The 22,173-nt window shown below is 54.7% G+C and carries 20 protein-coding genes; 14 read left to right on the top strand and 6 right to left on the bottom strand.

The annotated features are described in order from the left end of the window. Positions 1 to 41: 41 nt before the first annotated feature. Genes ICA20_RS21935 through ICA20_RS21920 form a run of 4 tightly spaced genes read left to right on the top strand, consistent with a single transcriptional unit; the run spans position 42 to position 4,949 of the window. Positions 42 to 1,175, top strand: coding sequence for an amidohydrolase/deacetylase family metallohydrolase (locus ICA20_RS21935; RefSeq protein WP_038636656.1), 1,134 nt, complete (start codon positions 42 to 44; stop codon positions 1,173 to 1,175). Next, positions 1,159 to 2,277 (top strand): DgaE family pyridoxal phosphate-dependent ammonia lyase, encoded by a 1,119-nt coding sequence (locus tag ICA20_RS21930; RefSeq protein WP_038636660.1) that lies wholly within the window; start codon positions 1,159 to 1,161, stop codon positions 2,275 to 2,277. Before ICA20_RS21935 ends, ICA20_RS21930 begins: the two co-directional genes overlap by 17 nt. After that, on the top strand, positions 2,274 to 3,014 hold the full coding sequence (locus tag ICA20_RS21925; RefSeq protein ID WP_038636665.1) for a KDGP aldolase family protein: 741 nt from the start codon (positions 2,274 to 2,276) through the stop codon (positions 3,012 to 3,014). Before ICA20_RS21930 ends, ICA20_RS21925 begins: the two co-directional genes overlap by 4 nt. 21 nt (positions 3,015 to 3,035) lie before the next feature. After that, positions 3,036 to 4,949, top strand: a complete 1,914-nt coding sequence (locus ICA20_RS21920; RefSeq protein ID WP_038636668.1) for a BglG family transcription antiterminator — start codon at positions 3,036 to 3,038, stop codon at positions 4,947 to 4,949. Positions 4,950 to 5,017: 68 nt separating this feature from the next. Here the strand turns inward: ICA20_RS21920 and ICA20_RS21915 are convergent, their stop codons facing one another. Genes ICA20_RS21915 through ICA20_RS21890 form a run of 6 tightly spaced genes read right to left on the bottom strand, consistent with a single transcriptional unit; the run spans position 5,018 to position 12,406 of the window. Further along, complete coding sequence (locus ICA20_RS21915) at positions 5,018 to 5,410, bottom strand: DUF4280 domain-containing protein (protein ID WP_038636670.1); 393 nt, start codon at positions 5,408 to 5,410, stop codon at positions 5,018 to 5,020. After that, a complete protein-coding gene (locus tag ICA20_RS21910; protein ID WP_230592270.1) occupies positions 5,407 to 6,330 on the bottom strand; it encodes a type VI secretion system ImpA family N-terminal domain-containing protein in 924 nt (307 codons plus the stop codon). The genes ICA20_RS21915 and ICA20_RS21910 overlap by 4 nt, the downstream gene beginning before the upstream one ends. Beyond that, the gene (locus tag ICA20_RS21905) at positions 6,327 to 9,866 is read right to left on the bottom strand and encodes a type VI secretion protein IcmF/TssM N-terminal domain-containing protein (RefSeq protein ID WP_217427831.1); all 3,540 of its coding nucleotides are present in this window, start codon (positions 9,864 to 9,866) and stop codon (positions 6,327 to 6,329) included. The genes ICA20_RS21910 and ICA20_RS21905 overlap by 4 nt, the downstream gene beginning before the upstream one ends. Next, complete coding sequence (locus tag ICA20_RS21900; protein ID WP_038636678.1) at positions 9,866 to 10,615, bottom strand: DotU family type IV/VI secretion system protein; 750 nt, start codon at positions 10,613 to 10,615, stop codon at positions 9,866 to 9,868. Before ICA20_RS21900 ends, ICA20_RS21905 begins: the two co-directional genes overlap by 1 nt. Then, complete coding sequence (gene tssK / locus ICA20_RS21895; protein WP_038636681.1) at positions 10,596 to 11,933, bottom strand: type VI secretion system baseplate subunit TssK; 1,338 nt, start codon at positions 11,931 to 11,933, stop codon at positions 10,596 to 10,598. The genes ICA20_RS21900 and tssK overlap by 20 nt, the downstream gene beginning before the upstream one ends. Positions 11,934 to 11,947: 14 nt before the next feature. Then, positions 11,948 to 12,406 carry a hypothetical protein gene (locus tag ICA20_RS21890; RefSeq protein ID WP_038636684.1) on the bottom strand — a complete coding sequence of 153 codons (459 nt, stop codon included), beginning with the start codon at positions 12,404 to 12,406 and terminating at the stop codon, positions 11,948 to 11,950. 372 nt (positions 12,407 to 12,778) lie between these two features. Between ICA20_RS21890 and tssB the strand changes: the two genes are divergently transcribed. The 10 genes from tssB to ICA20_RS21840 all read left to right on the top strand — a co-directional run bounded on the left by tssB (position 12,779) and on the right by ICA20_RS21840 (position 22,169). Continuing rightward, positions 12,779 to 13,291 (top strand): type VI secretion system contractile sheath small subunit, encoded by a 513-nt coding sequence (gene tssB / locus ICA20_RS21885; protein ID WP_038636686.1) that lies wholly within the window; start codon positions 12,779 to 12,781, stop codon positions 13,289 to 13,291. A gap of 18 nt (positions 13,292 to 13,309) precedes the next feature. Further along, positions 13,310 to 14,791: a type VI secretion system contractile sheath large subunit gene (gene tssC, locus ICA20_RS21880; RefSeq protein WP_038636689.1), complete on the top strand. Its 1,482-nt coding sequence runs from the start codon at positions 13,310 to 13,312 to the stop codon at positions 14,789 to 14,791. 18 nt (positions 14,792 to 14,809) lie between these two features. Next, positions 14,810 to 15,292 carry an Hcp family type VI secretion system effector gene (locus ICA20_RS21875; protein WP_038636693.1) on the top strand — a complete coding sequence of 161 codons (483 nt, stop codon included), beginning with the start codon at positions 14,810 to 14,812 and terminating at the stop codon, positions 15,290 to 15,292. A gap of 9 nt (positions 15,293 to 15,301) precedes the next feature. After that, positions 15,302 to 15,679: a type VI secretion system baseplate subunit TssE gene (gene tssE, locus ICA20_RS21870; protein ID WP_038636696.1), complete on the top strand. Its 378-nt coding sequence runs from the start codon at positions 15,302 to 15,304 to the stop codon at positions 15,677 to 15,679. 19 nt (positions 15,680 to 15,698) lie between these two features. After that, entirely contained in the window at positions 15,699 to 17,420 is a 1,722-nt protein-coding gene (gene tssF, locus ICA20_RS21865; protein WP_038636699.1) for a type VI secretion system baseplate subunit TssF, read from the top strand. Continuing rightward, positions 17,384 to 18,328 (top strand): type VI secretion system baseplate subunit TssG, encoded by a 945-nt coding sequence (locus ICA20_RS21860; RefSeq protein WP_038642979.1) that lies wholly within the window; start codon positions 17,384 to 17,386, stop codon positions 18,326 to 18,328. Before tssF ends, ICA20_RS21860 begins: the two co-directional genes overlap by 37 nt. Next, positions 18,319 to 20,841 (top strand): type VI secretion system ATPase TssH, encoded by a 2,523-nt coding sequence (gene tssH / locus ICA20_RS21855; protein WP_038636701.1) that lies wholly within the window; start codon positions 18,319 to 18,321, stop codon positions 20,839 to 20,841. The genes ICA20_RS21860 and tssH overlap by 10 nt, the downstream gene beginning before the upstream one ends. A 25-nt stretch (positions 20,842 to 20,866) precedes the next feature. Continuing rightward, a complete protein-coding gene (locus ICA20_RS21850) occupies positions 20,867 to 21,502 on the top strand; it encodes a hypothetical protein (RefSeq protein ID WP_129694863.1) in 636 nt (211 codons plus the stop codon). A gap of 147 nt (positions 21,503 to 21,649) precedes the next feature. Then, positions 21,650 to 21,898, top strand: a complete 249-nt coding sequence (locus tag ICA20_RS21845; RefSeq protein ID WP_038636704.1) for a plasmid stabilization protein — start codon at positions 21,650 to 21,652, stop codon at positions 21,896 to 21,898. Next, positions 21,888 to 22,169 (top strand): type II toxin-antitoxin system RelE/ParE family toxin, encoded by a 282-nt coding sequence (locus ICA20_RS21840; protein WP_038636706.1) that lies wholly within the window; start codon positions 21,888 to 21,890, stop codon positions 22,167 to 22,169. Before ICA20_RS21845 ends, ICA20_RS21840 begins: the two co-directional genes overlap by 11 nt. The last annotated feature ends 4 nt before the right edge of the window (positions 22,170 to 22,173 follow it).

Below are 22,173 nucleotides of genomic sequence, written 5' to 3'. Positions count from 1 at the left end.
GGATAAGGCGGTTACACCGCCATCCGGCAAAGGAGAGAACGATGTTTGATTTACTCCTGCGCCATGCGCGTCTGGTCGATGACACGCTGACTAATATTGCCCTTCAGGATGGCAAAATCGCGGCGTTGGGTGACGTTGATGGTCCGGCGCTGAAAACCATTGACCTGCGCGGCGAATGTTACGTTAGCGCGGGTTGGATTGATTCTCACGTTCACTGCTACCCGAAATCGCCGATTTACCACGACGAACCGGACAGCGTGGGTATTGCCACTGGCGTAACCACCGTAGTGGATGCCGGGAGTACTGGCGCTGATGATATTGACGATTTTTACACGCTGACCCGTGGCGCGGCCACCGAAGTATATGCGCTGCTGAATGTTTCACGCGTTGGGCTTATTGCCCAAAACGAGCTGGCTGACATGGCCAACATTGACGCCGATGCGGTGCGGCTGGCGGTGAAACGTCACCCGGACTTTATCGTCGGCCTGAAGGCGCGCATGAGCAGCAGCGTGGTAGGGGTTAACGGCATCACGCCGCTGGATCGCGCCAAAGCGATGCAGGCGCAAAACGGCGACCTGCCGCTGATGGTACACATCGGCAACAACCCGCCAGATCTGGATGAGATCGCCGAACGCCTCACCGCGGGCGACATTATTACCCACTGCTACAACGGTAAGCCGAACCGCATTCTGACGCCGCAAGGTGAGTTGCGGGCGTCAGTGACGCGGGCGATTTCACGCGGTGTGCGTCTGGATGTTGGGCATGGCACCGCCAGCCTGAGCTTTGCGGTGGCAAAACGCGCTATCGGCCTGGGTATTTTGCCGCACACCATCAGCTCCGATATTTACTGTCGCAACCGTATCAGCGGCCCGGTGCATTCCCTGGCGAATGTAATGTCGAAATTCCTCGCCATTGGCATGTCGCTTCCGCAGGTCATTGAATGCGTTACCGCCCATGCTGCCGATGGTCTGCGCCTGAAACAGAAGGGGCGACTGCAGGTCGGTCTGGATGCCGATTTAACCCTCTTTACGCTTAAGCGCCAGCCAACCGTGCTGGTAGATGCAGAAAACGACAGCCTGCAGGCTGAACAACTGCTGGTGCCGCTTGCCGCAATACGTGCGGGTAAGGGCTATATGACCGAACAAGGGAGCGCGGAACATGCCTTCGATTTTTGAGAAATACAAATTAAAACAGGTGATTAACACATCAGGCCGCATGACGGCGCTGGGTGTCTCTACGCCACGACCCGAAGTGGTTGAGGCCGCGATGGCGGGGATGAACCAATACTTTGAGATGAAAGACCTGGTGAATAAAACCGGTGACTACATCGCGAAATTGCTGGAAGTGGAAGGGGCAACCGTTGTCTCCTGCGCTTCGGCCGGGATCGCCCAGTCGGTCGCGGCTGTGCTGGTTAAAGACAGCGACTGGTTGCTGGAGAACCTGCACGTCACGCCCATCGACAACAACGAAATCGTGTTGCCCAGAGGCCACAACGTCAACTTTGGCGCGCCGGTGGGCACCATGGTAGCGCTTGGCGGCGGCAAGGTCGTAGAAGCCGGTTATGCCAATGAATGTTCCGCGGCGCAACTGGCAGCGGCCATCACACCGCGCACCGCGGCCATTCTGTATATCAAATCTCACCACTGCGTACAGAAAAGTATGCTCAGCGTGGAGCAGGCTGCGGTGGTGGCGCGCACGCATAATCTACCGCTGATTGTGGACGCGGCGGCGGAAGAAGATTTGCAGTGCTACTACCGCGTGGGCGCAGATCTCGTTATCTACAGCGGCGCGAAGGCGATTGAGGGGCCAACCAGCGGTCTGGTGATCGGTAAAACTCAATACGTTGAGTGGGTAAAACGTCAAACGGTGGGTATTGGCCGGGCAATGAAGGTGGGTAAAGAGGGAATACTTGGCCTGACCTGCGCTATTGAACTGTACCTCAACGCGCAGAAAGAGAGCGGTGCGGAAATGGTCGAGAAAATGACGCCGTTTATTAATAACTTGAATCAGCTTCACGGCGTGAGCGCCCGCGTGGTGTGGGACAGCGCAGGGCGCGACATCGCACGCACGGAAATTAAGTTTGACGAAGCGGTAACCGGGATCGCCACGGGCGAACTGGTCGACGCGCTGAAGCAAGGGGAGTACGCGATTTACTTCCGCGGTTACAAAGCCAACGAAGGCATTATCGAAGCCGATGTACGCAGCGTTGATCGCGCGCAACTGGAGATTGTGGCCCGTCGAATTGGTGAAGTGATTTCGCAGGAGAAAAAAGCATGAAACTGATCCCTAATTTTTATCGCGACCGCGTCTGCCTGAACGTACTGGCAGGCTCCAAAGAAAACGCCCGGGAGATTTACGCGGCGGCGGAAGGGCACGTGCTGGTTGGCGTACTGTCAAAAAATTACCCGGATGTCGCAAGCGCGGTAACGGATATGCGTGAATACGCGGCGCTTATCGACAATGCGCTCTCCGTGGGGCTGGGGGCGGGCGATCCTAACCAGTCGGCGATGGTCAGTGAAATTTCCCGTCAGGTGCAGCCACAGCATGTTAATCAGGTCTTTACCGGCGTGGCGACCAGTCGCGCGCTGCTGGGCCAGCAGGACACGGTGGTCAACGGTCTGGTTTCACCAACCGGTACGCCGGGACTGGTAAAGATATCCACCGGTCCGCTAAGCAGCAAAGCGCCGGACGGCATTGTGCCGGTAGAAACCGCCATTGCGCTGCTCAAAGATATGGGCGGTAGCTCAATTAAATACTTTCCAATGGGCGGCCTGCAATGCCGTGACGAGTACATCGCGGTCGCCCGGGCCTGCGCGCGCCATGACTTCTGGCTGGAGCCAACGGGCGGGATCGATCTGGATAATTTCAGTGAAATCCTGCAGATCGCCCTCGATGCCGGCGTGAGCAAAATCATTCCTCACATCTATAGTTCGATTATTGATAAGGTGAGTGGTAACACCCGTCCGGACGACGTACGCCAACTGATGGCGATGACCCGGGCCTGCGTAAGCTAATTGACAGATGAGGAAACTGACGTGCGATTCCCCAACCAACGTTTAGCGCAGCTATTTGGCATGTTGCAAAACGAAGCGCTTCCACAGGACGAGCTGGCGCAGCGGTTGTCGGTTTCCACACGCACCGTACGGGCGGACATCACCGCGCTAAACGCGCTGCTCTCCCAGTATGGCGCGCAGTTTGTCCTCAGCCGGGGTAACGGTTATCAGCTCAAAATTGACGATCCGGCAAGTTTTCATACCCTGCAGACGCAGCAGCCCGACTCGTTGCTGCGTATCCCACGGACCAGCCAGGAACGGGTTCACTGGCTGGTGGTTCGCTTTCTGACTTCGGCCTTTTCACTGAAGCTGGAAGATTTGGCTGATGAATGGTTTATCAGTCGCGCGACGCTGCAAAACGATATGGCAGAGGTGCGCGAGCATCTGCAACGTTATCATCTGACGCTGGAAACGCGCCCGCGACACGGCATGAAGCTGTTCGGCAGCGAGATGGCGATCCGCGCCTGTTTGACCGATCTGTTGTGGATGCTGGCACAGCAGGATCCGCAGCACCCATTGGTGACGGAAGAAGCATTGAATGCCGGGCTTCCTGAGCGGCTGCAACCCGTTTTGCAGGACATTTTCGCCCGTTTTCATATCCGCCTGACCGATGAGGGCGAGCTGTTTTTGCGCTTGTACTGCGCGGTGGCGGTACGGCGGATTAGCGAAGGGTATCCGCTACCGGAATTTGCCGCAGAAGAAGCCGAGCAATCTGTATGCCTGGCCACACGGGAAATCGCGGCGGTATTGCATCGGTTGGCGGATAAACCGCTCTCCATTTCTGAAGAGAACTGGCTGCAGGTGCATATTGCTGCTCGCCAGGTTCAGGAGATCGCTCCCAGTGCTATTAATGCGGATGATGATGAAGCGCTGGTCAATTACATCCTGCGTTTTATCAATAGCCAGTACAACTACAACCTGTTGAATGACAAGCAGTTACATGCCGACCTGCTGACGCATATTAAAACGATGATCACCCGGGTGCGTTACCAGATAATGATCCCCAATCCGCTACTGGAAAATATTAAACAACACTATCCGATGGCATGGGATATGACCCTGGCCGCCGTCTCGGGATGGGGCAAATATACGCCGTACACCATCAGTGAAAATGAGATTGGTTTCCTTGTCCTGCATATCGGCGTTGGACTGGAACGTAGTTACAACATTGGTTATCAAAGGCAACCGAAAGTTCTGCTGGTATGCGATGCCGGAAATGCGATGGCACGGATGATTGAAGCGGTGTTGGCACGTAAGTATCCGCAGATAGAAATCGTCGATACCGTGACGCTACGCGACTACGAACAGCGGGAAAGCATCAGCGAAGACTTCGTGATTTCAACCGCGCGGCTCGGAGAAAAAGATAAGCCTGTGGTGATGATTGCGCCGTTTCCTACCGATTATCAACTGGAGCAGATTGGCAAACTGGTGCTGGTCGACAGAACCCGTCCGTGGATGCTGAACAAATTTTTCGATGCCGCCCATTTCCGCGTTATCGATGGCCCAATGGATCAACAAACGTTGTTCAATACACTATGCCGTCAGCTGCAGGATGAAGGCTTTGTTGATGCGGAGTTTCTTGATTCGGTGGTCGAGCGTGAGGCCATCGTCAGCACTATGCTGGGTGACGGCATCGCCCTGCCGCACTCCCTCGGTCTGTTGGCAAAGAAAACGGTGGTCTACACCATTCTCGCCCCGCAGGGTATTGCCTGGGGCGATGAGACGGCGCACGTGATCTTCCTGCTCGCCATCAGTAAAAGCGAGTATGAAGAAGCAATGGCTATCTACGATATTTTCGTCACTTTCCTGCGCGAGCGGGCCATGACGCGACTCTGCGGCTGCCGGAATTTCACCGAGTTCAAAACGGTCGCCATGGAGTGCGTGAGTCGCTTTTAAAGACGCTGCGATTATCCTGCAGCGTCGTCTCCTGCAATCGTTCCCCCCTTAATTTCAAGGGCATCACATCACGGCACCACGGTCATTACCTGGCCGGGGAAGCTAATCTGGATCACGCCGCCCCACATGCAAATCAGCTTTGACTGGGCGGTGAGTGCGGGCATATTTCCCACTAATACCGTGGGTGAGCCCGGCGCCCAAGGGGCCGGTATGGCGGGGATACACGGCATTGGCGTCAGCACGCCGAGCGCCGCCGCGGTTGCGGCTGCAACGGTCGGGTTAGCGATGCTGTTGCACATCCCGAACGGCAGAATGTTTACAAACGGTTTGTTATCCATAATATTCGCCATCGGCAGGTTGTTGACGATGGTTCGGCTGGTGGGCAACACGTTCAGCGTAGCTGGCGCTATACCAAACGAGCATTGCAGCATCGCGCCAGTACATACGGCAGGACAACTCATGGCAGTACCCCCAATTGTTTCCACAGTCGGCGAGCGGACTCATCGCCGCTAATCAGTTCATTGAGCAATTCAGGTAGCGGCGTATTCCCCCAGGCAAAGGCGCGATAGAGCAGATAAGGCACCGGGCTGTGTGGTTCAGTACGTGCCAGGTAATCCGCGACCTCTTTAATCATCCGATACGCTTCCCCGCGGTGGGCAAATGCAACGGGATTACCAGGCGCTGGTGCCGCTTCTTGTACGACAGGCTGTGAGGGGGCTGGCAAGTTAGCCCCCAATGCTTGCAGGCAGGTTTTAATTTTTTGTTCCAGCGGATTGAAAGACGGTGCGGATGCTGCGGGCCAGCCCTGACATACGGTATTAAGCCGCGTAAGCCATTCAAGACTTGCTGTTAGCGCCGTAACGGTCGACTCTTCCGCCCCAGGTAGGGGAACGTCTGATAATTTTCCCTGCTGCCACTGTGATAAGGAGATATGCTCTCCATTCGCTATAAATAGCGGAGCTTCGGCGACCAGAACGGCGTAATGCTGCGCCATCCAGCAAAGTGGGGCGGCGCGATAATCATAGTCGCCCTCTTTGATTTTTGGGTGCAATTCCTCTGGATAACGCTCCAGCGCCAGCGTGGCCAATGCCAGCGCATCGGGCAAAGACGTTAAGCCTTGTGACCGAATCCATGCCTCACCCAGCCAGCTCATAATCACCAGATCCTTGCTGAGCGTTTTTGTCAGCGACGTGGCGATCTGTGCGACGGCGTCCCAGTCAGCGCGTCGCGGCGTGCTTTGCCAGACGCCAGTGGGCAGCGTTTCGTCATCCTGCTGGCGAGCGGCGACCAGTCGGTCGAACTCTGGTGAATAGCGGATCGCGTCTCCGCACGGTTTATCCGCCTGAATAGGCGCCAGTAATGCCTGAATATGTTCCATCATTTTCCTTGTGATAATCCTTGTTCGGTAAGCGGTACCCACGGTAGCGGCGCTTTGCCCTGTGCATCCAACAGCGCGATCTGCCAAAAGACGGTGGTTTGTAACTGTTGCTGACCATCTCCCACAGGAAGCGAAAAGCGTAATGGCAGCGGTTGCGCCAGCGCGCCGCCGACGCGCTGTTGTTTGATCATCCTCAGCAGTGACCATGCCCCCTGCCAGCGCCAGCGACCAGTATCACCGCTTACCGTTACACCTGTCTGTGACAGACCTGGCATTGGTCGCCAGGCGGAGTTAGTTGCCCAGCGTAGACTAAAGTTAAGGCTGTCTCCGCTACGCCAGTGCAGATCCGTCGTGCCGCCGGGGTAGCTTATTGCCTGTTGATTGCCGGTAAGCCGCCAGTCGGCAATTTGGTCAGCGCCGACCTCGCGGTTACGAGAAGTGCGCCAGATAACGCGTAACGTAACCCCTTCCGGACTGACCAGCGCGGAAAGTAATGGCTGCGCCGCCGCCAGTTGTTGAATCAATGGCGGCTGCGCAGAGAGCGTTTCTGGAGGGAGCTGCGCGAGTAAAGTCGTGAGTTCGCGAACCCGATCGACATCGGCATCCGGTGCCTGTGGCGCGGCGGTAAAGGGGAAATGCCCCGCCAGCCAGACGTTGTACAGTGTGAAGATTTGCCCCACCGCGCCAATGCTCGCCTGCTGGCGTAGCTGCTGGCATGTTTGCTGCGATGCGTTTACCAGCGCGTTCAGCGATTGGCTGTAAAAATCGTTACCGCCGGAAGTGGTGAATTGCGCCAGCTCGCTCTGACAATTCTGAGCGGAAAGCGTGGGCAGCGCGGCGGCAAGCGTGGTCATTTGCATCGGCGGGCTGCCAGGATCCTGTTGTTGCAGCCGCTGCATTGTGGCCAGTGAACTGCTCCAGCGGACGATAAGCTGGTTTTCCGTCGTGGTAAGCCATGGACGCTGTTTGTCGAGCCAGTCGATATCCTGCTGATAGCGGGTCAATGCGCCGGAGATTTGCGCGGCTTGCGCGTTGGCCCAACCGGCAATCTTCTGCCCGCTGACCTGCGCCTGCTCTGCCGTGGCGTAATTCACGGCGGGAGGGGCGATCGCCGGCAGTAACGCGCCGCCGTCCTGGCGCACGCGGGCAATCACCTGGGCTGCGGCCTGCTGACGTAATGCGATGGCAAACTGAGGACGATTAAGCTGGTTGAACGCGTCAATGAGTTGATCCGCGCTAGCCGTACTGAGATTGCTATGGTCAGGTGACTCGGCAGCCCCCGTGTACAGTGCCTGAAGCATGGCGTTTTCAACTGCTTGCCGGGCCAGCATAGTGAGTTTGGGACGCCAGATACTGTCCGGAAGTTGTTGTATAAAACGCTCATATCCGCCAAACAGCGCCAGTGCCTGCTGGAGTTGTAGATTCCCGGGATAACCTGCTGTTGTGTCGGTCGGCAGGCTCGCCCCACGCTGCCAAAACGGTTGATTGAGCAGATCGCGCAGGCTTTTTTGCAGCGCGACAACATCCGGTGACACGCTGAACTCGCCTTCCGGCGACTGCTCGGTTAGTGAGGAGAAATGCAGACGGGAACCATCGACCTGTGCCAGAAAGCGTTGGCGCAATAAGGCTTCATGACGTAAAACTTCTTGAATCACATCATTGTCGATCAGTCTGAGCGTGCGTGCCTGGGTGAGGAGCTCATCCAACGGCAGCCGAATAGGTGAGTGAGTCGCATCGCGGCTAAGATTATTAATCGTAGTTAGCGTGGCCTGTAAACGGCTGACCTGACGGATTAAGGAACGCACAAATAGCGGAGTAACCCGTGAGTCATTGCTGAATAACGTCAGTAACTGTTCGAGCTGCTCTTCGTTGTTATCCAGACTGGTGTTGCCATAATTCTGCTCCAGCCAGCGCATCGTTTCGCGAGAAAAATACTCGCTGTTTCGCTGCGTTAATTCACTGGCGTCAGGCAACTTGAGGCGTGAAAGGTTGAGGGTGGCAATCATCCCATTCAGACGATCCTGCGACGGTAGCGATTCTGTATCTACGGTCACGCCCCAGATACTGGCGCTGACGTTTGCCAGCGTCTGTATAGTGGGTTGCTTCACCTGCATTAATTGCAGTAATGGTAAATAACGCGACTCCATTTGCTTTGCCTGGCTAAGCAGGTGCTGAATCTGGCGGTAACGCTCCTCGGGCAGTAGCTCCTCCTGCTCTGACATCTTCTCACTTTGACTTTGCAGACAGATGCTGTTGGTCGCAGGTAATAACAGGCTGGCTAACGTGGCGTTATTAAAGGTGTCCCGTAATTTTGTGTCGGTATGGCTGAACAAGGAACCGGGCCAGACAACAGATCGAAACTGCCACTGTGGAATACCGTTAAGCACTCGCCAGTACAGTGCGGTGGATCGTTCGCCTGCGTTATTGGCGCGCAGGGTTTGTGTGGCCAGCACTTGCAGACGATCGTGTAGTAAAACGGCGTTGGTATGTTGGTATTGCCAGCTCCAGATCATTGCCGCCAGCCAGATAACACAAAGACAGCTATAACAGGCGAGGGTAATGAAATGGCGGCGCAGATTCAGGCGCAGCAGGCGGCGGACCGGGAGCGCCAGACCACGCTCGGCGGCAATTTTGCCGCTCAGTAGCGTCTGGCAAAACTGCATCCGTGGTTTATCATGGGTTAGCGTACGGGCGACAAACCAGATCCCACGCAATAGTGGAGGTTCATCGCGGGCGTTGCTGTTAAACAGAGAATCGAAATAATCATGCAGCGGGGCGGCTAGCGGCAGGAGGTTTTCCGGCAGACGAAACAGATCTTCCGGCGTAGTTCCCCGCAGCGCGCCGAGTTCCGTGATGAGCATGCGCAGTGAGCTTCGGGTATTGTCCAGCGCGCTGTCTATCCACTGTGGCTTCCAGATGGCCTCTCTGGCGACCGGGATGGCGCTGCCGATGGGGCTGTGACGAGCCTCCTCCGGCAACATGGCTAACAAAGACGAAGCCCCTTCCAGTGCTTCTACACCGCTTATCAGCAGGTAGACTGGTAAACTCAACCCACATACTTGCTGTAGCTGTTGGCAGTTGTTCAGTAGGCTGGCGCGAGCGGCCTCATCGCCCTGCAGCGCATCCAGCGACAGGGTGATAATCAGCGCGTCCAGTGGACGCTGCGGACGACTTTTCACCAATGCCGCGAGCATTTTTTGCCAGTCATTCTGGCGAATAAGCCGTTTTTTCCCGGCAGTTTGCAACGGTTGCGGCAGGCACAAAACACTACACTGAGGGTTAAACCACCATTGCCCGAACCAATACTCCTGGCCGTCGGTGAGTGACCAACTGCGACAAAGCAGACGGTTATCTTCTTCGTCGCCCAGCATCAGTATGCGCATACTGTCGTAAGGATCCTGACCGCCGCAGGCGCGCTGGATCTCTTTTTGCGCACGGATGAACGTATCGTTGCGGTATTCCCACTGCCACCAGACGCACCAGAGGGTCATCGCCAGCAGCACCAGCACAATAATCAGCAGAGTCAGCCAGTGTTGCATCACCTGGAATCTCCCTGGCAGGACTGGGTCACCGGGAAATCAGGCAACGTATTCACGCCGATAGCATCTTCAATACTTAGCCACAATCGTTGGCTTAACAGCAGCAGAGCGAGCAGTATGATGAGGGCAATCAGGTGCAGACGTGAGTTGTCAGGCAGGCGACGGTGCGCCGGAAGCTGTAATGGCGTTCCCAGTGCTGCGGATTCCATTCGCTGGGCAATATCGCTGAACCTGGCGTCATGCTGGAAAGCAAAATGCCATAGCAGTTGACAGGTTTCCTGGTGGGCCTGTGGATCAAAATCGTCACGCCGGGAACCGAACCCCAGCGTCAGGCAACGTAAATAAAGCGCGGCTAAATCGCGCTGTCCGGGGCTGCGCTCATTGAGTAACGCGGTGATCTTATGAGGGATCAGATCGCCGGCGCTATGGGTCTGCCACAAATGATACTCCAGCGGGCAACTCTGCCAGAGTGAGAGGGCTGGCCAGTCGCCATAGAGTACAGATTCATCAATCAGCGCGACCAGGGCGTAAACCGCGTCATCAATCTGCTGCTGAAAGGGGGTACCCAATTCACGGATTAGACGTCGGTTATACTCTGCCACCGCCTGACTGGCGTACTCAAAAGCCTCCGTGTGCAATTCATCAGGCGGCAGCGTGGTGCTTTTCCAGCGTTCAAACTGCGCCAGCCAGCGAGAGAAGACGTCATCAAACAGACGGCAGGCAGGCATATCAGGATTCGTAGGCGTCATGGCGATCCTCCTGACGGTAAAGCATGATCCGCTGCGGCATGTCATCGGTTTCATGCAGCGGAGCAATGACCAGCGGCGTCTCTTTTTCAAACCACTGGGTGGTAAGCGTTAACGTGAACAGGGCGATACTGCTGTCGACTTCCCAGTCGCCGTGCTGTTCGGCGGACAGTGGAGTGAGTGTCATCCCATGCATTCGCTGACGACGCAAAACGGCCAAAAACGGTTGGCTGGCGATAAGGCTCTTTTGTAACCAGCTTTCTGCTCTGGAGGTGCTGCCAGCAGGCATCAGCAGACCAATCACCACCTGTTCTCCGGCATGGATATTCGCGGGGAGCTGAAGCGAAAACATGTTATCCAGTTTGCTGAAGTTGATCCGTTGATAGCGGCGATGAATATGCGCCAATTGATTTTTCAACATGGTGAAAAGGGAGGCGAATGCCGGCTGCATGTTTTGATAATCGAAGGTCGGCAGCAAGGGCAGGGTTTTATCCTGGGTCAGAATTGCCGTCTGCCCGAGAAATAAACACAGCGCGCGGTAAAGATCCTCAGGGTGTGGACGCCCACCGTTAATCAGGCTTTCCAGCAGCGGTAAAGCCCCTTGAATACTTTGTAACGACAGCGTTAGCCACAGCCAGTCATTGGTGCGTTGGCTCTGTTGCGCCAACTGCATTTCCCGGCTTAAAAACAGAATTTTTTCTCTTGCCTGTAAGCAGAGTTGTCGCGTGTTGCGGGAAAGATAGCTCTCTTCACTGACGCTGGGCGAGGGCGGAAACCAGTCGCTCTGACGAAATCCTGCTTCGGTATACACTATCTGAAGTAGCGGCAGACAGATTAAATCGGCGCGTTCATGCTGACAAACCAGGCGTGGTGCGGGCTGCCACAGCGAAATACTTTCAGGAAATTCTCCGCTGCTCAGATCCGGCATTGGGGCGCTGTTCGTTGAGCGATAGCGGTCATTCATCAACTGCCACTGTCCGGCGCGGTTTAGCGGCGGCAGCGCCAGCCAGAGAATATGTTCACTGTCCGGCGCGGCGGGGAGCAGATGTTGGCAGTCGAACTCCAGCGGCGAGTCGCGGCTGATATCGTACTCAACCGGCGTGCCATCGGGCATGATTGCCTCAAGACGCAGGATACGCAGCATACCGGCACACAGTGCGGCTTCGTCGATATGTAGGTGGTTAACGCCCCAGAATCCGGGATTGGCGCACCGCGCCAGCATGGCGGGAAGCATTTCATTGCGCAGCGCCTGTAACTGGAAATGTTGCGGCAACATCGCCATCCCTTCGTACCAGCAGACCATTGCCGGAATCGTGCTCATAGTATCTTCCTTGTTCAGGGCGCCAGAATTGCCTCATCCGTCATCAGTAGCAGATGCAGTGAACTGACTTTATCCAGCCGGAGCCGGTGATCGCCTTCACTGCGATAACGTGCAAACAGTAGCGTTGCTTCTGTCGTAACGCCCTGCAGGGGATTTTCTTGCGCAACAAAACGTGAACCTGGCACCAGTTCCAGAGACCAGACGCGAAATCCGTCAGGGTTATCACGCAATAATTGTGATTTGGCATTAAACCACTGTGTCGCGGAGAGTGACTGGACGGTGGGTAACAGTGCGCTATCGGTAATAGCGACAATATCTACTGCTACCGGTGCGTTATCATTGGCATCCGGAACTGTTTCAATAATTACATCATTAAATGCCACACGGTTTTGCCACAATGAACAGCCGCTATTCAGTAACGTTAAGGTACTGAATAATATTAATATGGCCGAATGGCATATGCCGCTTTTCATATAAAGTCCTTTTATATTGTCATAAGAACGGTAATTAATGGTTGAAGTTTGTTTTTTGATTTAAATCATTATTCAGCGCGGATTATAAAATAAAAAACGTTTTGCTTGATTTATTCACGTGGTGAATTAGTTTTGTTGAAAATATCATTTTAGTGATTATTGTTTTGTATCTTATTGATTTTAGTTGGTTATTTAATTGCTTTTGATTTTTATCAAAGCGGCGATCCTGGTATAAAAACTGAAAAATTATGTTGATATTTATTTTTTGTTGTGTTTTTTATATTGCATGTAGTTATTCAGGAAAATCTATTTTCGAATAATGGTGCGGCAAAAATAGCACCAGGGATACTATTGCAATAAAAAGGATTAAATATGGCAGAGAGCATTCAGCATAAACTCAACCGTATTAGGCCGCCGCGCGTGCAAATAACCTATGACGTGGAAACTGGTGGCGCGATTGAGAAAAAAGAACTTCCTTTGGTTGTTGGTATTTTAGCGGATCTATCCGGGCATCCAGCATCTCCACCGGCTAAATTACGTGAGCGCCGTTTTGTTGAAATCGATCGTGATAATTTCGACGATGTACTCTCTTCTGCCTCGCCTCGTCTGGCGATACAGGTTGAAAATCGTCTGGCTAATGATGGCAGTAAGCTGAACGTAGAACTCCACTTCAACGAATTCGACGACTTTTCTCCTCTCAATATCATTAATCAGGTTAAACCCCTCCAACGTCTTTTTCTTGCCCGTCAACGCTTACGCGACCTGCTGACCAAACTGGATGGTAACGACGATCTGGATACGTTGTTGCAGCAGGTAGTCAATGACAACGCTGAGCTTCAGGCGTTAAGACCCATTGCTGAAGAAAAACCGACTGACAACGCGTAACTAAAAAGGGGAAGAACAATGGACAATGTTCAGGAACAAGCTGAAACCGGTGGGCAAACCGTTACGTTGAGCGTGCTGGACCGCATTATTCAGGAAGGGCGAATGGCGCGCGATGAGCTACAGCAGACCTACGCGCGTGACATGCTGGAAGAACTGGCTACGCAGATTCTTGATGAAGGGATGGTGATTGAAAGCGATACCGTAGCGATGATCAACCACCGCATCGCGCAGATTGACGCGCTCATCAGCGACCAGTTGAATGAAGTATTACATCACCCGGAGATGCAGAAACTGGAAGCCTCCTGGCGTGGCCTGCATCAATTTGTGATGAATACCGAAACCAGCACCCGGCTGAAATTGCGTCTGCTGAATGTGTCACGTAAGGAGTTGCAGGACGATCTGGAAAAAGCGGTCGAGTTTGACCAGAGCACGTTGTTCAAAAAACTGTATGAAGATGAATACGGGACTTTCGGCGGCAACCCTTACAGCGTGTTGGTGGGCGATTTTGAGTTTGGTCGACATCCGCAGGACGTGGCGCTGCTGGAGAAAATCTCCCAGGTGGCGGCAGCGGCCCATGCGCCATTTATTGCTGCCGCCAGTCCGCGCTTATTTGATATGGGATCGTTCGCTGAGCTGGGCGTCCCGCGCGATCTGGCGAAGATCTTCGAAAGCACCGAATTGATTAAATGGCGAGCCTTTCGCGATAGCGATGACTCCCGCTATGTCTCGCTGGTGTTACCGCATGTGTTGCAGCGTCTGCCGTACGGACCGGATACGGTGCCGGTAGAAGGGGTGAACTTCGTTGAAGATGTTAACGGCATGGACGCGAGTAAATACCTGTGGGGCAACGCCGCATGGGTGCTGGCTAACCGCATTACCGAGGCATTTGCCTTGTATGGCTGGTGCGCGGCGATTCGTGGCGCTGAAGGCGGTGGACTGGTGGAAGATCTTCCAGCGCATACTTTCTCTACGCCATCCGGCGATATCAGTCTGCGCTGTCCAACGGAGATAGCCATCACCGATCGCCGTGAGAAAGAGTTGAACGATCTCGGGTTTATCGCGCTGTGCCATAAAAAGAATACTAACACCGCCGCGTTCTTTGGTGGACAAACGACTAATCAGGCAAAAATCTACAACACGCCGGAAGCCAACGCCAACGCGCGCACTTCAGCGATGCTACCGTACATCCTGGCCGCCTCGCGCTTTGCGCACTACCTGAAGGTTATTATGCGCGACAAGATTGGCAGCTTTATGAGCCGTGACGAGATCGAAAGCTACCTCAACAACTGGATTGCCGATTATGTCCTGCTCACCGACAGCGCCCCACAGGAGATCAAAGCGCGTTATCCACTGCGCGAAGCGCGGGTGGACGTAAGTGCTGTGCCTGGCAAGCCGGGAGTCTATCGCGCGGTTGTATTCCTGCGTCCGCACTTCCAGTTAGAAGAGTTAACCACTTCTATTCGTCTGGTCGCCGAACTGCCGCCACCGGCAGCCGCTTGATCATTAAGGAGATAAACCATGGATGCGATTTTTTTAAAGCTCGACGATATCAAAGGCGAAAGTCAGGTTGATGGATTTAAAGATCAGATAGAGATCATGTCCTACAGCCATAACGTCGCAATGCAGGTCACCAACGACGTCAGTAACACCGAACGCACCTCCGGACGGGCGCACGTGGGGGAAATGTCGCTGACCAAGTTTGTCGACCTTTCCACGCCGAAGCTTAACGAGTACTGCTGCAGCGGGAAGATGATTAAAGAAGCCGTGTTGACGTTATGTCGGAATGATGACGGCAAAATGCTGCCACTTATCGTGTATACCCTGGATAACGTGATTATCTCGCATCTGAGCGTGAGCGGCGGTTCCGGCGGTAAGCCGGTGGAAACGATGTCGCTAAATTTCACCAAAATTAAATGGGAAATTACCGCTCAGAAACTGGGAGGTCAGAAAGAGGGTAACGTCTCTTCCGTTTGGGATATGGCGATGAATAAGAAACCGTAACTTGAGGTAATGCCCATGTCACTACCCGTCGCGCTGCTCGACAGACTGATGGATGAGGACATTACGCCGCGTGAGTCGGTTTGCCGGGAGTTGAGAAGACTGTTCAACTCCCGTGCGGCAGAAGATGCTGACACATTGCCGGTGCTGCTTGCCTGGGGCGTCCCGGAATGGCACGGGCTGAACGCGGGCGATGAACGGGTGCTGCGTTGGTATTGCCGTCAGTTACGCGCTGCTATTTTGCGCCATGAGCCCCGGATTCAGGCGCTGATCGTGAGCGTAAAAGATGCCCATCATCAGACGCTGGCGCTGCAACTTGACGCGATGCTGTGGAACGACGACGAACCGCTAACGCTGGAACTGGCGTACCAAAATGGCGGTTGGCGATAACCCGTATCAGGGGAGATCAATGGACGATCGATTGCTTGATGATTATCTGCAAGAGCTACGATGGCTGCGAACCGCCAGCGGTGAATTCGCTCGTCGGCATCCGCATGTTGCTTCCCGACTGCGGCTGAGTGAATTCGATTGCCCGGATCCCCATGTTGAACGACTTCTGGAAGGCTTTGCGTTGCAAAGTGCCAGGCTGCATCAGCGTCTTGATGACGGCTTTGGTGAGCTATGCGACTCGCTACTGGAACAGCTCTCTCCCCATTTGTTACGCCCTTTTCCTTCTTGCGCAACCGCTTGTTTTACCGCCGATCCGCTGGCGGGCGATCTGAGTCAGGGCTACATGCTTCCTGCCGGAACGCCGTTATACGCGCAAACGGAAAGTGGAGAAACGGTCTGGTGGCGCACGGCATTGGCGCAAACGCTATGGCCTATCGAGATTGAAAATGTTGTCTGGTGTGATGCCGCACAGGCCCGGCAGTTGAGCGGAATGGCGCAGGCGCGTGGCGCATTGCGTATTCAGCTACGTTGCCTGCCGCCGCATCAGTTCTCAACGTTGGCGGTAACACAGTTGCGCATTCATCTCAGCGGTTCGCCGCAAATCAATGCCACGCTGTTTGATTTGTTATACGCCCATGTCATTGGGCCGCTGCGCCCACATCCCATTGGCCTGCTGAATGCCGAAAAGATTTTGCCCAGCGAACCGGGCGTAGAGTCCAGCGTGCTGGCGCTCAGTGCCTGGATGAACTGTCCGCAGACGCTGATGTATTTTGATTTACCGCTGCCGTCGACGGGCGAGGGCGACAGTATCACGGTGTGTATCCCTTTCGACAATGCTCCACAGGCAGCACAGCATATTAAACCTGGCGATATTCGTCTGGGCTGCGTGCCGGTAATAAACCTTTTCACTCGCACCTCAGAGCCGCTGTTTGTCGAACATACCCAGAGCGAGCATCGGCTGGTCGCCGATCATCATGACAAAAATGTGCACATCTACCGCGTACAGGCGCTGTGGATGAGTCGCCGTGAGAAAGCCTGGCGCGTTCCTGCGTACTACTCAGCCCAGGGACATAGCGAGGCCCGCTGGTTCTGGTATGCACGGCGTCACCGCCACCAGGGGAATACGCTGTGGCTAACGCTGGTGGACAGCCGTTTTGACCCGTATGTGGCGGATGAAGAAACCAGTCTGACGGCAACGCTCTGGTGCAGCAACGGTGAGCAGGCTGCACAACTTACAGCGGGAACGCCATTGACCTTCGAAGTGCCGGGCCCGGTTGCGCAAGTACATTTATTGGGTACGCCGACCACGCCTTCTGAGCCAGCATTACAGCGGGACACGCGCTGGAAGTTGTTTTCCTCGCTGGCGCTCAATCACCTGTCGCTGGTGGAAGGCGAGATGGCGCTGGCGTCGCTGAAAGAGCTGCTGGTGCTGTACGCCCCTTCCGCCGCGTCACCCGCCGTCTGGCAACAGATTAATGGTATTCGCGAGATGCGTTGCCAACGGGTCAGTGAGCATCGGGGAGGTGATGCCTGGCGCGGTTGGCATAACGGCATCCGGGTGACGTTAACGCTTGAACCACAATCATTTACTGGCAATAGCCGACTGCTATTTGCCGGCATCATCGCCCGTTTTCTGGCTCGCAATGCCACCGCGAACTGCTTTGTTCGTACGGTATTGCAGGAAGATGGAGAGGAACTGTCGCTATGGACAGAAGCCGAACAGACCGCGCTGATAGCGTAATCGCCCAATTGCGGCGCGAGCCGTGGCGCTTTTCGCTCGAGCAGTGTATCCGCATCTTACGGGCGAGCGGTGAAACGCCCGCGTTGCGGGGGGAACTGGGGCTGGCGTTCGCGCCTGCGGAGGTGTCGCTGCGCGACGGTACCCTTCAGGTCCACAGCCTGGGGCCGGGCGGGGCCGATGGGGTGCTGCCCTACGGCTGGCTGGAATGGCTGCAACAGGCGGCGCAGGATAAAAACAGCGCGTCGCAGGACTTTATTCATCTGTTTCAACAGCGATTGATTCAACATCACTGCCGTAGCCTGAGCCTGTATCGGCTGGCAACGCCTTACGCCAGGCGAGAAGATGCGCCGGGGTTTACGTTGATGCGGGTGCTGTGTGGTTTTGATCTGGATGCCGTAAAAAAGCCTCAGTCTGGGCAGCTACAGCGTCTGCTATCGCAAAGCAGCGGGCTGGCGAATCGTCGGCGTTCAACGGCGGGATTTGTGGCGCTGGTGGCGGCAACGCTCGGTATCACCGTTCATATTGAGGAGTTTATCGGGCGCTGGCAATCCTTGCCGCTGGCGTCTCAAAGCCGGACCGGGTGTCGGCTGGGGCGCAATAGCGTCGCTGGTCGGCGAATATGGAATCAGCATGCGGCGCTACGGGTGCATCTGTGTGCGGAAAATGTCGCGCAGTGGCGAACATTTTTACCTGGCGGGCGGGGATTTATTCAACTGAGCAAATTAGCGGAAATCTGGTTTGGCGCGGGAATAACGCTGGAATTGATGATGCGCGGGACGCTGACGCTGGATCATCGCTTAACCTGCGCTGCGCCGCCGCGTCTGGGTTATACCGCGCAACTGGCAGGGCGTAAGCCCGCCATGTTCCATTGCCAACAGCATCTTGAGGAGAACAGTAAATGGATTTGAAAGCGCTGGTAAAACGACTGAACCCAATTTGTTTTCGTGCGCTGGAACAGGCCGCCGAACGCAGCCGGGCGCAGGGACACTGGTTCGTTGAGCCGGAGCATATGCTGCTGGCTTTACTGGATGATGAACACTGTGATTTAGCGTATTGCCTGAGCAACGCGGCTATCTCCACCGATACGTTACGTGAAGAGATCCAGCGTGCTCAGGCGCAGTTCAAAACGGGCTGTACGCGGATGCCGGTGTTTTCCGTACACCTGATAGAGCTACTGGAAGGGGCGATTTTGCAGGCGACGTTCCAGCGTATTCCTCTGGTTCGTTCGGCCTTATTGCTCCTGACCTTACTCACCCGAGAACGGCTGCGAAGCCAGTTGGCGCAGGGAATGCCACTGTTGTTACAGCTTCCGGCTGCGGAGCTGGAAAGCCAGTGGCAGAACTGGTGTCGCAACTCCGTTGAGGAGGCTGCAGACCCTGACAAGGGCGAATCCCCGAAGCGTGAAGGCGGGGTTCTGGATCAATATACGCACGATCTGACTCGTGACGCGCGGGAAGGGCGGATCGATCCGATCATCGGGCGCGACGCGGAGATCCGCCAGTGCATCGACATCCTGCTGCGTCGCAGGCAAAACAACCCGATTCTGGTGGGTGCGCCAGGTGTGGGCAAAACCGCCGTCGCCGAAGGGCTGGCGCTGCGCATCGCCGAAGCCAGCGTGCCGCCGCCGTTGCGTGATGTCGCTCTGCTGGCGCTCGATCTTGGCTTGTTGCAAGCGGGAGCGGGCGTGAAAGGTGAATTTGAGCAGCGACTAAAAGGCGTCATTGACGCCGTTAAAAAATCCCCGCAGCCGATTATTTTATTTATCGACGAAGCCCACACGCTGATTGGCGCGGGCGGCGCCGAGGGGGGTAATGATGCCGCCAACCTGCTGAAACCGGCGCTGGCGCGTGGTGAACTGCGTACCATCGCCGCCACCACCTGGCAGGAGTACAAAAAATATTTTGAGAAAGATCCGGCGCTGGACCGGCGTTTTCAGCGTATCCAGATCGAGGAACCGGACGAGAACAGCGCGGTAATCATGCTGCGGGCGGTGGCCGATAAACTGGAGGCGCATCACGGGGTACAAATTCTGGATACGGCGATCCGAGAGGCGGTGCGCCTCTCGCAGCGCTATATCTCTGGTCGCCAGTTGCCGGACAAAGCGATCAGCGTGCTCGACACCGCCTGCGCGCGGGTGGCGCTGGCGCAGCATGACGTGCCGCCCCAGCTTGAGGAGATCCGTCAGCAGCAGGCGGCCATTGAAGAAGAGAGTGAACGCCTGAACCGCGAACTGCTGGTGGGCGTCGATCATCACGACCGACTGTGTGAACTGGAGGCGCAGGCGGAAAAACTCCACCAGCAGGCGCGGGAAGTGGAAGGACGCTGGCAGGATGAGCGTCAGCGGGTCGGCGAGCTACAGGCCGCCCGTCAGCGGATGCTGGATCTCAGCGCGCGGCTGGACGATGACGAGGAACTGGAGCAAGAGCTGGTGGAGTGCGCGGCGCTGATCGGCAAACTGGAAACTGCCGCCGCCCAGCTACGTGACGAAGTGCCGCTGGTGCCGGACTGCGTCGATCCCGCCACGGTGGCTTCGGTGATCAGCGGCTGGACCGGGATCCCAATCGGCCAGATGCAGACCGATGAAGCCCACGCCCTGCGCACGCTGGTTGCACGGATGAGCGAACGGGTAATGGGACAACAGGCCGCGCTGGAGACCATCGCCCAGCGGCTGCGCGCCTATCGCAGCGGCCTGACCGATCCGCAAAAGCCGGTCGGCGTGTTCCTGCTGGTGGGGCCAACCGGCGTGGGTAAAACCGAGACCGCCTATGCGCTGGCCGATGCTTTGTACGGCGGCGAACGCAATCTGATCACCATCAACCTGTCTGAATACCAGGAAGCGCACACCGTCAGCCAACTGAAGGGCGCGCCGCCGGGCTACGTTGGCTACGGCAGCGGCGGGGCGTTAACCGAAGCCGTGCGCCGTCGCCCCTATTCGGTGGTGCTGCTCGATGAAATCGAAAAGGCACACCCGGATGTGCTGGAGGCGTTTTATAACGTTTTCGACAAAGGGGTAATGGAAGACGGCACCGGATTAATTGTCGATTTCAAAAACACGGTGATGCTGGCGACCAGCAACGTCGGCGCGGAATTAATTCTGGAAACGCTGGCTTCTGAATTAAATAGCGAACGCTTTAACGAGGCGCTGCGCGAGGAATTATTAACCCATTTCCGCCCGGCGTTTTTGGCAAGGATGACCACGGTGGCGTATCGGGCGTTGGATGAAGAAATATTAAAAGGAATTGTGTTGGCTAAATTGGATAAGTTATCGCAGAGATATTTTGTGGCGACGGGAGAGAGGTTGAATATGGAGGATGGATTAGTCGAGAGGGTGATGGAGAAGTGTAAGGGAGTCGGGGCAAGGGATGTTGAGAATTTGGTGGTTGGGGAAGTGATGGAGAGAAAATTACAAGTTATTAATTGAGTCGTATCTATAAAAGGAGAATAATATGTGGCCATTTAAATGGGATGTTGATGATGGTGATACGAAACTTGCCTTGTTACGAACGAACCCTGAGTCGACACTCTTACAGTATGTTTTTCTTGTCGATATTGCTAAAGGTGTAATTTTAAATTCAGGGAATTGTAGTGTGAAGTGTGTTAAAGTAAAAGATAAAATATATAAGTTGATATTAACAAATAACTCAGGTAGTGATTGGTATTTCCCCTTTGTTACCAATGGATTGGGAGGGGGTGGAAGTTGTGAGGTTCCAATTCCTCAAAATAATGGAGCGTTGGCCATATCAACAGGAATGAATGGTTGTGCATTACAGGTAAATAAAAATGATAGAAAATTTATCTTTTTTCATGATTCAGATGGGACATCATTAGGTAAAATTACTGTGCAGGGAGAATGCGTCTGTAGAGTGGAATATAGGGATTATGCTGGCCCTTTTTATTCTGGTGAAAAATTTTTAAAAGAAAAGAAATTTGGTGATGGCTATTTTTCATATTATCCTATATGTGTACACCATGAAAATAAATGGAAGGTTTTTTATTCTGGGGTATATCACTCCCCAGTTAGTAATAAATATGAAAAATTATATGATGTTTTTCCATGTAAAACATCTTTTTATGACGAGTGAATGAATTTAATTATAACCACCTCCGCGCCGTTAACCGGGCAACAGACCATAATGCCATGGTTTTGGTGTAGTAAAAGCATTTTTAATGATGCTTTTAAAAGTACCTTTTGTGGCCTATACTAAAACCTCATTAACGAGGAAACAACCATGCCATTTCACATACTGACCAAAACTGCAGCCAGCATCACCGACCTGAAACGTAACCCGATGGGGACGGTTAACGCAGGGGAAGGTGAAGCGGTGGCGATTCTGAACCGCAATGAGCCAGCGTTTTACTGCGTGCCGCCTGCGGTCTATGCGTATTTGCTGGAGCTGGCAGAAGATGCGGAGCTGAACCGTATCGCCGACGAACGTGAAGGTGGAAAGCGAATACAGGTGTCTTTAAATGACCTATAGTCTGGAGTTTTTAGATATTGCGCTCAAGGAGTGGCGCAAACTTTCACCCACATTACGCGAGCAGTTCAAAAAGAAGCTAGCGGAACGGCTAGAGAACCCTCATGTCCCTGCCGCCCGCCTGTCTGGCAAATTACACCGTTATAAAATCAAGCTACGCAGTGCCGGGTATCGTCTGGTCTATCAGGTCGAGGACGAGCAGGTTGTCGTTCTTGTGATCGCCGTGGGCAGACGTGATGGCGATGAGGTTTATCATCAGGCTAACCGGCGCTAGCGCT

The sequence above is a fragment of the Citrobacter sp. C5_2 genome (assembly GCF_014596845.2).
Taxonomy (GTDB): domain Bacteria; phylum Pseudomonadota; class Gammaproteobacteria; order Enterobacterales; family Enterobacteriaceae; genus Citrobacter; species Citrobacter werkmanii.
Note: the sequence above shows the minus strand (reverse complement) of the source record. Positions and strands in the feature narration are given on the sequence as shown.